The organism is Candidatus Pseudomonas phytovorans, from assembly GCA_029202525.1.
Taxonomy (GTDB): Bacteria; Pseudomonadota; Gammaproteobacteria; order Pseudomonadales; family Pseudomonadaceae; genus Aquipseudomonas; species Aquipseudomonas phytovorans.
In genome coordinates this window covers 496,708-510,044 of the sequence record CP119325.1, presented here as the reverse complement: position 1 = coordinate 510,044, position 13,337 = coordinate 496,708, and the positions used below count along the sequence as shown (strand labels likewise).

The 13,337-nt window shown below is 52.6% G+C and carries 15 protein-coding genes; 6 read left to right on the top strand and 9 right to left on the bottom strand.

Features of this window, described 5'->3' with window-relative positions; translation table 11 throughout:
- Positions 1-81 precede the first annotated feature (81 nt).
- Positions 82-270 carry a hypothetical protein gene (locus P0Y58_02210; protein ID WEK31023.1) on the top strand — a complete coding sequence of 63 codons (189 nt, stop codon included), beginning with the start codon at positions 82-84 and terminating at the stop codon, positions 268-270.
- Between the two features lie 77 nt (positions 271-347).
- Here P0Y58_02210 and P0Y58_02205 read toward each other — a convergent pair whose 3' ends face one another.
- The 4 genes from P0Y58_02205 to P0Y58_02190 all read right to left on the bottom strand — a co-directional run bounded on the left by P0Y58_02205 (position 348) and on the right by P0Y58_02190 (position 3,270).
- A complete protein-coding gene (locus tag P0Y58_02205; GenBank protein WEK31022.1) occupies positions 348-533 on the bottom strand; it encodes a hypothetical protein in 186 nt (61 codons plus the stop codon).
- Between the two features lie 344 nt (positions 534-877).
- On the bottom strand, positions 878-1,741 hold the full coding sequence (locus P0Y58_02200) for a hypothetical protein (GenBank protein WEK31021.1): 864 nt from the start codon (positions 1,739-1,741) through the stop codon (positions 878-880).
- An 11-nt stretch (positions 1,742-1,752) separates the two neighbouring features.
- Complete coding sequence (locus tag P0Y58_02195) at positions 1,753-2,433, bottom strand: Cro/Cl family transcriptional regulator (GenBank protein WEK31020.1); 681 nt, start codon at positions 2,431-2,433, stop codon at positions 1,753-1,755.
- Between the two features lie 3 nt (positions 2,434-2,436).
- The gene (locus P0Y58_02190) at positions 2,437-3,270 is read right to left on the bottom strand and encodes a TIGR04255 family protein (protein WEK31019.1); all 834 of its coding nucleotides are present in this window, start codon (positions 3,268-3,270) and stop codon (positions 2,437-2,439) included.
- A gap of 332 nt (positions 3,271-3,602) precedes the next feature.
- Between P0Y58_02190 and P0Y58_02185 the strand changes: the two genes are divergently transcribed.
- Positions 3,603-4,892, top strand: a complete 1,290-nt coding sequence (locus P0Y58_02185; GenBank protein ID WEK31018.1) for an RES family NAD+ phosphorylase — start codon at positions 3,603-3,605, stop codon at positions 4,890-4,892.
- 146 nt (positions 4,893-5,038) lie between these two features.
- On the opposite strand, the gene P0Y58_02180 is transcribed toward P0Y58_02185, so the two are convergent.
- Together P0Y58_02180 and P0Y58_02175 are read right to left on the bottom strand one after the other, a co-directional pair.
- Positions 5,039-5,323, bottom strand: coding sequence for a hypothetical protein (locus P0Y58_02180; protein ID WEK31017.1), 285 nt, complete (start codon positions 5,321-5,323; stop codon positions 5,039-5,041).
- Between the two features lie 199 nt (positions 5,324-5,522).
- Positions 5,523-5,960 (bottom strand): hypothetical protein, encoded by a 438-nt coding sequence (locus P0Y58_02175; protein WEK31016.1) that lies wholly within the window; start codon positions 5,958-5,960, stop codon positions 5,523-5,525.
- Positions 5,961-6,192: 232 nt separating this feature from the next.
- On the opposite strand from P0Y58_02175, the gene P0Y58_02170 reads away from it, so the two are divergent.
- Positions 6,193-6,972, top strand: a complete 780-nt coding sequence (locus tag P0Y58_02170; GenBank protein WEK31015.1) for a hypothetical protein — start codon at positions 6,193-6,195, stop codon at positions 6,970-6,972.
- Between the two features lie 125 nt (positions 6,973-7,097).
- Positions 7,098-8,012, top strand: a complete 915-nt coding sequence (locus tag P0Y58_02165; protein WEK31014.1) for a hypothetical protein — start codon at positions 7,098-7,100, stop codon at positions 8,010-8,012.
- Positions 8,013-8,339: 327 nt separating this feature from the next.
- Here the strand turns inward: P0Y58_02165 and P0Y58_02160 are convergent, their stop codons facing one another.
- The 3 genes from P0Y58_02160 to P0Y58_02150 form a co-directional block, all read right to left on the bottom strand.
- Entirely contained in the window at positions 8,340-8,486 is a 147-nt protein-coding gene (locus P0Y58_02160) for a hypothetical protein (protein WEK31013.1), read from the bottom strand.
- A gap of 199 nt (positions 8,487-8,685) precedes the next feature.
- Entirely contained in the window at positions 8,686-9,609 is a 924-nt protein-coding gene (locus tag P0Y58_02155) for a hypothetical protein (GenBank protein WEK31012.1), read from the bottom strand.
- A gap of 525 nt (positions 9,610-10,134) precedes the next feature.
- Positions 10,135-10,536 carry a hypothetical protein gene (locus P0Y58_02150; protein ID WEK31011.1) on the bottom strand — a complete coding sequence of 134 codons (402 nt, stop codon included), beginning with the start codon at positions 10,534-10,536 and terminating at the stop codon, positions 10,135-10,137.
- 1,192 nt (positions 10,537-11,728) lie between these two features.
- Here P0Y58_02150 and P0Y58_02145 point away from each other — a divergent pair.
- Both P0Y58_02145 and P0Y58_02140 read left to right on the top strand, forming a co-directional pair.
- Positions 11,729-12,754: a hypothetical protein gene (locus P0Y58_02145; GenBank protein WEK31010.1), complete on the top strand. Its 1,026-nt coding sequence runs from the start codon at positions 11,729-11,731 to the stop codon at positions 12,752-12,754.
- A gap of 129 nt (positions 12,755-12,883) precedes the next feature.
- Complete coding sequence (locus P0Y58_02140) at positions 12,884-13,108, top strand: hypothetical protein (GenBank protein WEK31009.1); 225 nt, start codon at positions 12,884-12,886, stop codon at positions 13,106-13,108.
- Positions 13,109-13,337 lie beyond the last annotated feature (229 nt).

The window sequence follows — 13,337 nt, the reverse complement described above, 5'->3', positions numbered from 1 at the left end:
TTGAGCATATTTTCGCAGGGTGGTGGTGGCACGGCCTTGAGAGCTATTTAATAGGTGTCCACTTCTGAAATGGACCTCCAAATGCACAATGCCTTCGTCACAATTTCAAAGAACACCCTCGCGCGTATTCTCAGCGGTGTGGTGCTCCTGTGGATAAACCAAGCGCTACCGAATGCTACTGATCATGCCGTGCCCACTGCGGCAGCGCCTGCCGCTGAGATAAGCACAAACCTGGAGCTCTCTGTGAAGCTCTCCATAAAAATGCATTGACGCTAGAACGATCAGCCGCTGAATTCGATGCGCAAAAAAAGCCCGGTAAGCTGACGCTTACCGGGCTTCTTGTTACATCAGTGAGGCTTGGAAGGTACGTCTTCATCCCCAAGGTCGAGCGTACCTTGCTCACCGGCCCCTTCAGGTGGCTTAGCCTTCCGAACTTCATCTACCTCAAAGCAGAACGCGGTTTTACCAACCTCGTGTGCAAAAAGGCGTTTGCCGTTGCGGAGGGTAATGAAGGGTCTGCAAATCATGGTCATACGGGATCTCCTAATGAGAGAACCCGGAGATACCTGCGGCATCTGCAAATGCCGCTAGTCAAGCAGGTGTTGTAAAGAGATAAAGATGTACGTAGAATCTCTTTCCGAGTGTGGAAACCTGACCTCCGGGTTTGTTTTCTAATTGTGCTTTGGAGTTCTGCAAAAACATCCAGTGCACGGTTCAAATGGCCTGCCAATGCTGCAAACATTGGTGGGCTTTTTTGTCGAAAGAAATAACTATCGGCAATTATAAGTATCTCGTCATATCATTCTGGTGTCAACCCCTCCCCCTATTTTTTCCTTTGATTTTCAGGCTCTTGGCCGAAAAAATGAGGAGTTGTGGCTCAATCGTCAAGAATTGGCTGTTCCGGGGCGCTTCTCAGGCTCACATAGTCAGCCTGCCAGCGTGTCAGATTGAGCGATTGACTGTATGTCAGCGCTTCATCAGAAATCACATCGATTTCAATGAGCTCAATCCACTTCCAAGTCTTGTCTTCCCCGGTTCTGCACCGGCTCTGGAAAAGCTCCTCGATAGCTTTTACTGCAGCTTGAGCTGCCTCTTCAGCAATCTCAGGGTCTTCGTCAGTCTTGTAGAGAACCAGGACCGAGAGCTCGTAGAGATCATCTGATCCGTCTCTGGTCCTCTCCATTCCCTGATCAACGTCGAAGAATACGGCCGGGATGTGGTTGCCGGAGTCTTTGAAGAGTTTGGCGAGGCGCTCAGCTACCTTGGTGTCTCTCAGGCGACGATCAAATTCGTCTGGAAATGAAGAGCGGCGATACCTTGCAGCCAGCCAGCGCTGGAAGATGCTTCGCTCCTGTCCGCTCATCAAAAAGGTGCGAGCCGGCTCATAGGAGATAAAGGCTTTGGAGGGATCCTGATGTTCCTTGGGGATCCGAACCCGTTTGCTCGCATCGAACTCACAGAGGAGGTGCTGATCTGTTCCAGTCAGCTCCAGGTGCAGCCGCCTGGCGGTTTTACAGTGTGTGTAATTGCCATCAAGCTTCTCAGCCAGGATTCTGCCTAAGATCAGCTCCACTTCCGGCTCGCCTGCAGATGCCTGTGCAAGGTCACAGTCGTGTGTAGCAACAACGGCAATGACTTTTTCCTGGCCATCGCCGTCGATGATGATGCCGAGCTGGGCGAGTGTTTCGCTATCGACAATGTATCCTTGTCGCCACGGGGTAGATCGACTCCAGCTCACCATCAACTGCTACCTCATGCTCTGTCTTTCAAATGCGGCGAGCCGACCGACGCGAGGTCTACGGCGGCCCGATTTCGGCTCTTCAGTCTCGAATCCATGGCTGCGCGCTGTGCGCCTTCCTTTTCAGCCATGGCGATGAGTTTTCCAGCAGCCTCTACACCTGACATGCCGCCGGCAACGGCTTCAAATAGAGATCTACCGCCTGGAAGCTTCCGCTTAGCGTTCATTTGTCCTGCGAGCGGGTGGGCCACGATACGATCGGCGGCTGCGGCCAGTTCGTAGAGCAGAGCTTCGTTGCCCTCTGAGATGTGCTCACCGGCTTGCCAGTTGTAGATAGCCTGCCTCGAAACTCCGAAGATCGATGCCAATTCAGTCACCGCTGGTTTCAAAGTGGTGCGCACATAAGACAACGCTTCTGCAGCTGTCCTCGGAGCAACTGCGGATTCAAGCTTGGCGTTGCCTTGAATTGATGCTCTGAATTCCCTGCTTTCTCGGCTCTCACGAGGCTGAGGTTGCGGTGCCAAGGTGCCAATGCACAAAGCGAAGGCAACGGTCAGTCCATAGCCCCAAGCTAACGCAGTGCTTCCTGTGGAGCTCTTGGCTTTCTCGCGTTCAGCTTCGAGATGCCGACTAGCGACATTGAAGGATCGGTCTGCCAGCCCCGGGCTTGGGGATGGTGCATACATCGTGTTCATAGGTTAACTCCATGCTGTCCGTGCGTGGTCCGTCACGGTCGCGTTAAAGAACAACTTAACGAGGTCGTGAAGGTGTTGGAACCTATCTCTAATTTCAGCCGAATCGTATTTTCGGCGCTCAGAAAAACTGGCGTCGACGTCGACGGTTGCATGCTGTCCATTGAGCTCGCTGAAGCGATGACCAATCTTGAGCGGGGCGGGCAATAGATCTGGTGGGAAGCGCAGCTCGCTGTTCTGGACAATCACCCGCGACACCACCTGCCCAATGTTAGGAATGGTGGCCGACGACTCGGCAAACGAGTGGTTATACGTCAGCGGCTGTCCTTCGAACTGGTATACCTGCCCCAGGTCTAGTGAGGCAGGAGTACCCCACACCTCACGAGCAAGATACTGCTGCAAGGTCTCCCCTTCTGCAGGTACAACCGCATCAAGGTATCTCAGGCCTAAGCGCTCAAAATAAGCCAGGCCATCGACTGCTTCCTCCAAGATCTTCAGGCCTCGTTCCAGCTCGGCATAGAATTCTGGAAAGGTCTCGTATTCGGTGCAGCGGAACGATAGCGCACTCGGTTCCAGCAGAAAGCCTTGGGTGCCTTCGAGATTGGAGAACGTATAGCTTTCGATCTGCTGAACGCCCGGCTTGAAAGGTTGCGTGTCATCACCACCAGTAACTGCGCCAAAAGAGAACTGCATCTGCTGGGCGCTGTTGAAATCAGGGTAACCAGCCTTTCGCATGCGCTCCTGGATCGCCGGAAGGTAGGACTTCAGCGACAGCAGGGTGTTGTGACGCACCTGGCCGATGGTGAAGTAGACCGGGGCGTTTGCGTATTTCGTTCCCATCTCGATTACTCAGCTTGACACTTTGATTGACAGTTTACAGGTAGGTTTACACACTGGCAAACGACTGGTGGGCTGCGAAATGCGGTTCGAGCTCATGTTGTCTGCTGATGGGAGTATGGATTCGGCTGATGCCCACGGAAATCGCCATCTGGCTACAGTCAGCACAGGGAGTGACCGTTCGTCTCTTTCATTTTCGACCGTGAAGGGAGCGTCAGAGCGGAAAGGTGCTTCTACCAGCGGTTCAAAGGGTCAGATTCACGGCATCTGCCACCCGGATAAAAAGCGCCGTTGTAGCTGCAGACGGCTTAGAAAAGAAGGCTCAGGTAGCACCTATGATTTGTGTTGATTGTGTAAAACCGGCTCCACTGAAAAAGCTGTTTGACTCGTCCGAGGCTGAAGCCAACTGCAGGTACTGCAGCCGTCATGGGCAAGTCATCGAGTCACAGCGGTTGTTCGACTACGTGTATGAACGCGTCGCAGAGAACGTCGCTACCAAGGATGACCTATCCCACTACGAGCTCGGCCTGCTGTACGAGTGTGGATCGGACTTCATCAACGTCTCAGATATCGGTGTCGTTCTGTCGGAGTGGTTTGATCTTGGTGAAGAGCCCTACTTTGACGATCTGTGTGATGGTGTTCCGAGTGAATTCAACATTGATGATCAAGCCAACGAAACGCATTTCTATAGCGATGACGGTACATTGGAGCAGAATTTTTACGAGGAACGCTGGAAGGCGTTCGTGAACGATGTTCACTACAAACACCGCTATTTCAATACGGGGGCTGGCGAGTTTCTCGACTCCGTCTTTTCACTGCTGGTGACCGAAAGCGGCGAGCTCAAACCTGCAGTGATTCGCACCATTGCTGAGGGGCAGTTCCTTTACCGGGCACGTCTTGCCCGGGACCAGGAGCAGGCAGAGAAAATTATTGGTGATCCAGCCGGAGAATTTGGCCCCACGCCTAAGAGCCTTGCTAGCAGTCAGCGTATGACCCCGAACGGAATTTCTGCACTGTACTGCGCGTTTGAGCGGGAAACCTGCCTCAGCGAAATCCGCTCTATCACTGGCGACCACGTGGTCAGCGCTGCCCTGACCCCTATTAGCGTACTGAAGCTGTTGGACCTCACCGTACTGGATCGAGCTGAGCCTCCAGAGCTTACGATGTTGGATGAGGGATACCGCGACTCGCTGCATCGGAAGGCTTTCCTTGGCTCTTTGGTCAAGAAGATGTCTCGCCCTAAAGCACGAAACGACGAGTTGAGCTATCTGTCCACGCAGGTTGTTTTCGAATACCTCCGGTTGCGTTTTGGTAAGTACGTGGATGGACTGGTGTTCCCCTCTGTCCAAACGGGCGAGGTAGGGACAAACGTGGTTCTTTTCCCCGAATCCAGCCTACTTTCCTATGTGCCTCCGGAGAATCCTGACCCAGCAGACGGTCCTGTCGGGAGGGAAACGCTTGCTCACAACCCATTTGGACCATCGGCTAGGCTCGTCGTCGTTGCTAAATCCTTCCGGTTCCACAAGGTTACTGCGATCGAAACGAAGGCCAAGGAATACGACCACATCTATGGATTGTTTATGAGCGAGTTGAATCGCAAGCGGCTCGGACCAATTTTCGATTGAAATCGAGGGCGGAAGGCGCTGGCTTCTGCCACATAAATATTCGTATGCGAGGCTGAACTGTAAGCCCCCGAAAGGGGGCGTTACAGCTATTGACCCAGTACCTGGGTGAGGAGGATGGTCTAAATTTTCTTTGCTGACGCCTCTGGCTATTGATTCTTGGCGACCGCGCATGCGTCGCCGGTATCGAACTCAACCCATGGTGCTACAGCTATCAAAGCGCCGACCACGATGAACGTGAGAATTGTCAGAAATGACAAGCCGCTCGCTACAGTAGTGGCGACCAGGTAGCCAAAGACTTCTCGGAAGCCAAGCTCACCAGTCATGTCCCAAGCGAAAAGAATCAAGCTGATAGTGGAGTGGGCGCACAGCACTGATCCAATCAGGAGTGAAATCCCCACAGCGCTTACAGCCAGTCTTGCCTTTGCATCCATTGTCTCGGTCCTGCATCGGGAGTCATGCGACATAGCACTTAGGCATCAAAGCACAACGAAGATGTCGCCGCGACCCAAAACCGTGCGTCCTTTTTCGCTGTGCTTTTCGGACCGAGCCCCGAGGTTATGACTTTTCACGCTTCACTGCTGTCTGCACTGAATGAAACGCCTTTTCTACGCTACCTAATGAGCAGAGAGCTCAAAAAGGTATATCGAAATCATGCCGCCAAGATGCGTGAGACGTCTGATCATGCTGGGGACGTGCCAGCCAGGGGGGCGGTGGCCCTCCTGGAATGACTTTTGCCTCGTCCAGCACAATGGCGAACTCTATGACGCCTTGCTTGGCGAGTAGGCCGAGGAGCGTTTCAAAAGTCTTGAAGACCCGATCACCGCCTCGTTGCCGCTGCAGGATATGCACCCCGTCAGGTGTTGAAATCTCCAACACGAAGTAGCCGCCAGCTATTCGCCTGACGTAAGGAACCGCTTCGGAAGCTCTCAGCCTCTCCCCCAGATCTTGCTCAATGAAACCCACCATACGGCACCTTTCAATTCGACGATTTTGATTCATTTTAGCACTTTTGAAGGCGGTTTTTTGCAGGTAAGGCGTGCTGAAATTAACTAATAAGAAATTGCTCAAGGCCTTGAATCACAAGGGCTTGCTTGAGATTTTTCAATAATGGATCATCTAGATGCTGTTGGGGGAAGGATGTGAAATGGATTCTGCACTGGTTTCGGAGCCCTCCATCATGGATTCATTCAGCACCATTTTTTCGGCCGCACTCACAGCGGATCCCCTTAACTTGGCACTTTGTGCAGTGATCACCCTTTCGGTGGCAGTCGTCGCCGTCGTATGGAAACGGAGCTGATATATGAAGACTCAAGTCAAGGCTGACTTTGCTCGGCTCCCCATCAAGTGGATTCAAAGCGGTGGTGTCGCCGTCTTTGATAGCCGATTGGGAGATGGTGAACGCTGTCAGCTGGAGCAAAACAAGAGCCTTGGCGCCCTCAGGCTCTTCATCAGCTTGTGCATGATTGCGGACTACTACACGGGGCAGGTGAAAACGACATACCCAAAATTGATTGCTCTATCCGGGTTGTCGAGGCCGATCGTTGCTCGATCACTCAAACGCCTGGTAGAAGCGGGGCTGCTTGAGAAATATGACAAGCCTCTATGCGAAGGGACGATTTTGCAGATGGCAGGCTGGGAGGAGCGCTTTCATGGGAAGCTGCCCAAATCTAGGCTTTACGATGGAAGCAAGACTCAGCTACTGGTGCTGCACCAGTTCGAGTTCAGCGCGCTGAGCCTGTATGCGTTGAAGGTTTTCCTGGTCATCTGTGCGTTCAGAAGCAAAGACAATTTCAACATCGCCACCATCAACTACTCAACCATCTCAAGGTTGGCTGGCGTGCCTATGCATCAGATCCCGGGCTCGTTGAATCGCCTGTATCACTTGGAGCTGATTTCGTACAAACAAGCTGATTACTACGAACCTGGGAACACGGAACAGGATCGGACCAATCGTTATTTGGTCCGAGGGCTTGGCGATAGATGGCCAGCGTTTAACCCTGAGAGGCTAGCTGGAAAGCCTACAAAGGCGAGCAAAGCAAAGGTTGCGGCCGCTAACGAATTCGTCGCGATTAGAGGCTGATCATGTCCTCTACCCGGTATCGTCACCACAGGACCATTCAGGCTGAGCTTGCTGTCGGCGGACTGTCCACGCGAGGCAGGGGTAAGTACCATCTGGGAGGCTTGATTTAGAGAGGCCCAACGGCAATGAACGAGTACAAGCTCCACGCCCAAGACACGGGCGGTAAACCCATCGACAAGGATGCATTCGAGTTAGATACCCTCCGAAGGGCACCTTGGTATCAACCAAGGAGTGGCGACAAGCTCGCGCAATTCGCGGTTTGCCCTCGGTGCGACAATCCAATTCAGCTGATGGGGCTATACCAGTTACCGCCCAACGTTAAGAATCCGTTTGGGAGGCACACTACGTCCGGTATCCATGGGATTGGTCCGATTGATACCGAGGCCCGTGACAACTGCCCTTATTTCAATCCACGCCAGCACGAGAAAACGGACCGTAAAGCAAGGTTTGATGGGGTTCCGCGGAAAATTGTCCACCTCTTGATTGAGCAATTTGACCGCGTCGTTTACATCCTAGAGAAGCAAACCCAAGTGGTGCTTTCCAAGAAGGCTTTGGGCGGCATGCTGGAGCGTTATAAGGCTGAACAGGGGTATCTCTACACTGGCGCGACATTACGCAATGTTCCCTGGATTTTTGCCTACATGTCGGACGCGACTCCCCTTTTTGCCCAGAGGGTGAGCAAGAATCTTGAGCTGGCCAACGCTATCAAGACCCATGTACCAGAGGCGGCGATCAACGAGGACGGGCGATTGTTCCCAAGCGCATCTGCAGGGACCAGGGGCGGCTATCTCGACCTTGAGATGAGCTTTATCAAGCACCGAATCATCCGGGGTAGTGAGACATCAGGCTTGAGCGAGAGCATGAGATTAGTGCTGTCGCAAAAGCGAAGGAGTGGCCCAGTCGAAATCTATCGGCAAGAAATCCAGTTCGACCCGGATGGATTCGAGCGCCTCATCAATACGCCGGCCGATCGGGCGGTCCGAAATATGGCGAGGGTAGAGCTTGCCAGGGAGGTCCTGGGAGATCTGTTAAGGCGGTAAGCCCATGGAGCATGACGTCGATGTAAGCCACTTTTTTTCACTGTAAACCACGTTGGTTAACAGTGAAAAAAGTGGTTTACAAGGGGCCTAGCGCATCGCACAGATTTGAGAGTGCTTGGACTAATCGACAGAGCAATTCAGGGTTGATCCGCGCAGGCCAGGCAGCGGACCTAGTCATCGGCGGATAAATTCTGGCAGAAGAATAGCTGCTTGAGAGCACAAAAACTAACCCCCATGTACGCAGTGCAGATCATGAAAATCTGCGGGGCGCGCGGGGGCTATTCTTGTGTGGAATCTTAGCCGATCCTACAGTCTGGAGGTGCAGACTCAGGCCGTGGTGGTACCGACCTGTAATGAAAAATAACCGCTGGCCAGACGGCTATGGTTGACCTGACCCGAGGCGCTACGGATGGCCGTTTCGCCACCGCCACGCTTCTGGTCGGTGAGTCTGATCTCGGCTGTTACCGCACGCATAACTGGGCCGTTCTCCCTAGCTTTGTACCGACCGCCGCTTTCAGTTGCAGCGCGGTAGCGAGCTTCAGCCTGCTGTAGTCTCTCCGTGCTTCTCATGCTTCGATGTGTGTTGGTGCGAACGGTGCAATGCACGGGTTCGCCAGTCGTGCTCAAGAAATTCCTTCTTCAGTGCTAAACGAGCTAGAGCGGAGAGCGTACATCATTCCTTTTCACCAAACTTTATCTCGTGCTCCTTCAGGTACCGTTCGATGATCACGGCATCTTCCGCCCGGCGCTTCAAAATAAACTGAAACTCTTCAGGCATTGGAACTTCAGTATCTGGTGACTCCGGCTTCGTTCTAGACGTATATAGCAGCAGCCTGCGCTCTTGCGTCAGACGAAGTATCTCATCCAGCCAATAATCATCTTCATACCGTACGCAAAGATCCAGAAAGGGAACCAAATATGGGATGGCAATATTACTGATGTCTTGAATCTTTTCACGTGTGTGTGGATCAATTGACCTGAACCCCATCACCACCGGCATTTCTTTCTCTTTCCAGATAAGAGTCTCTACACGTCCGACGCGACGCAACTCCATGGATAGCTTCGCAACCTCTATGTGGGCCTTGCATACTGCGCTGAATTTGCTACGTAGATCGGTGACCTTGTCGACGTCATCCATGGACCAAGAGAACACTGGTGGGCCGACATTCACCACGGCGTCTGGAGCCATGATTTCGTCGGCTTTCGAGCCATTTCCGAATTCGATTCGCAGTGTCTTACGACCTTGATTGACCACGAACGCCTCATGCAGGGCGTGACAGCAATATAACTCGATCCGCAGTTGGCATTTATTCACCCTTGCAATGAAAAACGGCAGCTCCAGAGCAAAGAGCCATTCAATTTCTTCGTTTTTGTACTCGATTGAGTCAACGGAACTCGACTTAATTTGGACGTAGAAGCTGTTCGTTGCTTTGAACCGGCGGTTATCAAAGTCTTCGAGTAGTGTAGCGACCACATCCACGCCTACATCTTCTGTACGTGGAACAGGTGCTACCAGCGCAAGGTTTTGCAGAAGTAATGTTCCCAGTTGCTCGGCTAAGTCGCCGGAGCGCAGGTTTTTTCCTTTGAATGCTGGCATTTCTTTTCCCTGATTTGTCAAATTAGAAAAGTTGAGCACTATCAATATGTCAAAACGGTTGAGATCTGGGCCTATCGTCTATTTTCGAGCGATGAAGCTCGCCGCGATTGAATGGCAAGCCTCGATGTTGAGGTGCCGGATACTCACTCTTTCCCATTCAGTGATCGATAGCTTTTCGACAGCCGATAGGCCTTACATTGTTTGATTGAGCCAAAACGGCCAGGCAAAGGGCCGGTACGTTCATTCGCATTTACTTTTCTGCAGAGCCTGTTTTTTATCATCTTCATTATAGAATAATTTTTTCTGTGATCGGTGCCTATTTATAAGATGCCACACGTCACGTGATACCCCAAAGGTACCCCAATGGTGCCTTTTTGGTAAGCTGTACTGGGGGACGCAGCGATCGCTTTTCTCAGCACGTAAGAGGAATGTGTGGATGCGCCCAATTGAAAAGGTAAATTGGACGCATCGACTTTTTTAAGGGCTTAGGAAGGGCTGCCTTCGAATCACTGCCAGCCAGTGGAGTTAATGTCGAATTTTTTTGTCGCTCGACATGCTATCGAGGTGGTACGAGCTAGCAGCTGATGTCAAAAATTCAGCTTGCTGACGCAGCTCTTCCAAACGCTCTGCTGAGGCCGTGGCTTGAGCCTCGGCATACCGCCGCTGCGCCGCGGTTGCTGCTTCCCACAATTCAAGCTGCTTTTGGATTGTCTCTGGGTCAAGCTTGTTCATTGGGGGAGCTTCCGCAAATGGCTTCGTTTGGACATTGTAGAACGATTGGTTAATGACTGTGCTTTGATCGACGTTGATCAGAGGAACGCTGAAGCGTGGAAGCGCCATCAGAAGGATAAGCAGATTTCGGAACTTTGTCGCAGTCCAATAAGGCTGGGTGGTTTTCGAAGCTGATTTCTTTGTGTAGGTGGTCATTGGTAGGATTCTCTTTGCATATTGTATGGCCTGTTTTGGCGGCCAATGACAAAGCGACGCTTTGCAAAGATTATTTACAGTTTTGAAAGTCGGTGGTTTTAAGCGTGCCAACGGACCTTTTAGGAACACAGTTCAACCACCGAATCGTTCTTTCTGAATCCTTGAGATGGGTTTAAATAAATAACTTTTTCGTTCGGGCTTCAGGTTAACTCGGGAATTAAATGCCTTGTTCTACTTAATATGTTCTCTCACGCCCAGAGTGAATCATGCAGCCTGGATTGGGTTAAAAACCATTTCGTAAAATCGCCGCTAACTAATCGAATGCGCTCAAAGTATTCACGATGTCATTTCCAAGGCATAAAAAAGGCTCCTCACGGGAGCCTCTTCTTTGAGCCATATTCACAGCGGATTCAATCAGCCTGAACAACGCTCATAGCGCGAACTTGAAGAATAGCGAACGCTTTTGCTAACGGGCATTTTTCGAGGGAGAACGGTCGGTATTTCTCAGCTTTCTAGTGAAACGTTCCCTTCGATGCGCCGGCCCGCCGTTTCTAAAATAAAAAGCAGCTCCTGCGAGCTGCTTTATGTGTTACTCCCCCTTTTTATGCCTATGGGGCTTCAGGTCCGGGTGATCCTTTTGCTTTTCAGGCGTGACACGCTGCCTTTTGTCCGGAGTACCATCTTCGTTCGTTCGTTCGTTTTGGGCCTGGCTTGATGCTCATACGAGATTCCCTTTATGGCTTGGGTCGTTGGGTACTGCAATGTAGTTAGCCCAGCTTCTTAAAACTGTCAAATCAGTACGGCTCAGGAGCCCTGGCAGCCCTGTGAATCTAGCCCTCCGGCATTAAAGTCAAGAGTAGGTGCTACCGGTCACTGGCTGCACGCGGCAGAAGAATTCGCAGCGGGGCGATACATGGCTGGAGGTTCATCATCCCCACCGTCATGTGGAATATGTTGTTGTGGCTTAGCGGCGAGCTTGCCTCTCCCTCTACTTGCATCCGCTCATCTAGTGGATTGTCTTGCCAAAACTCTGCGATTCTGGTGTCATTGGCGTGTCAGGCTTTGCATGGTGGCCGTGCAAGCAAATCAAGCCTGACTTCTACTCATGATTGAACCTGATTCGACGTCCAGCTTCGCGTCTAACGGCCCTACAAGCGCAGCTAACCCCAACGTCGATGATTAGGGGATAGTCATGTCTGCAAAAAAACTGCTCCAACCTCTTGCTGCTCAGCTGCACGCATCGTTCTCCGCTTCTGGTCGCCTATACGATCACCGGGTCATCCACCAGCTCCTCCACGCTGCCATCGGCTCCGTTGCTCCTGAAGTCGCGTCCAAAGACAACCTGCCCATCGAGGTCTGCCGTGACAATGACACTCGGCAGTACAACCTCTACGCGACGATTGAGCGGGCGAAAAAGTGCTTGGGGCTGACCGATCTGCAAGCGCTCGGTGTCGCTGAAGAAGTCATCGAGGTGCTACGAGCGGCGAAGATCGGAGTGAACCAGGTTCGCTTGCTCCTCGATCCGTCCTTCACCTCGAAGATTCGAAAGAAGGCCTTCAACGCGCTCTGCAAGAATCTGGATCTGAACGAGTCCGGCGATAGATTCGCCCCAAAGACGGCCACGCTGGCCATCGCCGCCGGTATGGCGCCGCCTCCCAAGATGTCCTGGAAGGATCGCTTCGCATTGGCTGCGGGCTTCCCTATGCGTGGGGAAAGCGAGCTCGTCAGTATGGTGACTCGAAGTGAGTGCTATCTGTGGGTATTCCCACCGAGTGACTACCCAGCTACCGGTCAAGCGACGCACGACCGCTTTTTCGGTGACCAGAGACATCCAAGCGCAGAGATGGGTATGGGGTTTAGCATCATCGATTCCGGGTGGGCACGCCCCAAGTACCCGGAGCTCTACAAGCAGTCGGTAGAGACCTTTACCCAGTATTCGCTTTCTGCCCCGATGTGGTCTTGGCGTGCACAAGGGAACACCTGGCGACTGGGGAATATCCTTCGCTCCAGCATCCTCGACGGTGCTCCCTGGAGTGATGAACCCCTGAACGACGTGCTGCCGGAGGGACTGAAGTCACTGCCGCGGATCCACGGATGCGCCACCTGCCGAACGCTGTTCATCGAGAAACACAGCGCCCATCCGGATGTACCCACTCAGTGCCTGTGCGGAGAGTCGAGCACGAGCGGCGACAAAGAAACACCTACTCTCAATAGCTGATTTTTCTTCGGTGGCGGGGCCATCCCCCCCTTTAGGGATCGGCTATGGGAACGGGATTTCGCTTACCCCAAACCTGAAGGCTTCGCCATCAAACCAAGCGAAATGAGCTCAACGCTCGCGGAGTTAACAATGGGAACAACAACCAAGAAACAAGAAACAATGGCGCTTATCAGCACGCTCGCTGAAATAGCGTACGACGACGGGTTTGCCGATGGGCTTGATGTCGGAAAGCAAGTTGGCTTTGTCGCCGGCGTCTTGAGCCTTAAAAGCGCCCTGTCCAGTGGAGTGCGGCATGGATCGCCTGAGTGCGGCAAGGCTCTGGAAAGCCTCAAGCGTATCGGGATCGACGGGTGATTAAAGTGGACGGGTTGTGCGCTGTGCGCACGGCCCGTACTTCTAATGAGCTGAAATAGCGCTGCCCAGTGGCGAAAACCGCATTGCTATAGCGGCCTTCGTGGAGTTTGGTGTCTACGGATACGGTTTTGTCATTCTGAATCTCCGGTGTCACCACTGTGAGGCCGGTCACCGCCATGCATCAGATCTTGATTGACACGCGTGCCGCCTTGGATAGCCTTGCAATTGA

Excerpts from the sequence above, each read along its gene's own strand:
- P0Y58_02160 (WEK31013.1), bottom strand. The coding sequence starts at position 8,486 with ATGCGTGCGGTAACAGCCGAGATCAGACTCACCGACCAGAAGCGTGGC.
- P0Y58_02200 (WEK31021.1), bottom strand. The coding sequence starts at position 1,741 with ATGGTGAGCTGGAGTCGATCTACCCCGTGGCGACAAGGATACATTGTC.
- P0Y58_02165 (WEK31014.1), top strand. The coding sequence starts at position 7,098 with ATGAACGAGTACAAGCTCCACGCCCAAGACACGGGCGGTAAACCCATC.
- P0Y58_02145 (WEK31010.1), top strand. The coding sequence starts at position 11,729 with ATGTCTGCAAAAAAACTGCTCCAACCTCTTGCTGCTCAGCTGCACGCA.
- P0Y58_02150 (WEK31011.1), bottom strand. The coding sequence starts at position 10,536 with ATGACCACCTACACAAAGAAATCAGCTTCGAAAACCACCCAGCCTTAT.
- P0Y58_02195 (WEK31020.1), bottom strand. The coding sequence starts at position 2,433 with ATGAACACGATGTATGCACCATCCCCAAGCCCGGGGCTGGCAGACCGA.
- P0Y58_02155 (WEK31012.1), bottom strand. The coding sequence starts at position 9,609 with ATGCCAGCATTCAAAGGAAAAAACCTGCGCTCCGGCGACTTAGCCGAG.
- P0Y58_02180 (WEK31017.1), bottom strand. The coding sequence starts at position 5,323 with ATGGATGCAAAGGCAAGACTGGCTGTAAGCGCTGTGGGGATTTCACTC.
- P0Y58_02190 (WEK31019.1), bottom strand. The coding sequence starts at position 3,270 with ATGGGAACGAAATACGCAAACGCCCCGGTCTACTTCACCATCGGCCAG.
- P0Y58_02210 (WEK31023.1), top strand. The coding sequence starts at position 82 with ATGCACAATGCCTTCGTCACAATTTCAAAGAACACCCTCGCGCGTATT.
- P0Y58_02140 (WEK31009.1), top strand. The coding sequence starts at position 12,884 with ATGGGAACAACAACCAAGAAACAAGAAACAATGGCGCTTATCAGCACG.
- P0Y58_02205 (WEK31022.1), bottom strand. The coding sequence starts at position 533 with ATGACCATGATTTGCAGACCCTTCATTACCCTCCGCAACGGCAAACGC.
- P0Y58_02185 (WEK31018.1), top strand. The coding sequence starts at position 3,603 with ATGATTTGTGTTGATTGTGTAAAACCGGCTCCACTGAAAAAGCTGTTT.
- P0Y58_02170 (WEK31015.1), top strand. The coding sequence starts at position 6,193 with ATGAAGACTCAAGTCAAGGCTGACTTTGCTCGGCTCCCCATCAAGTGG.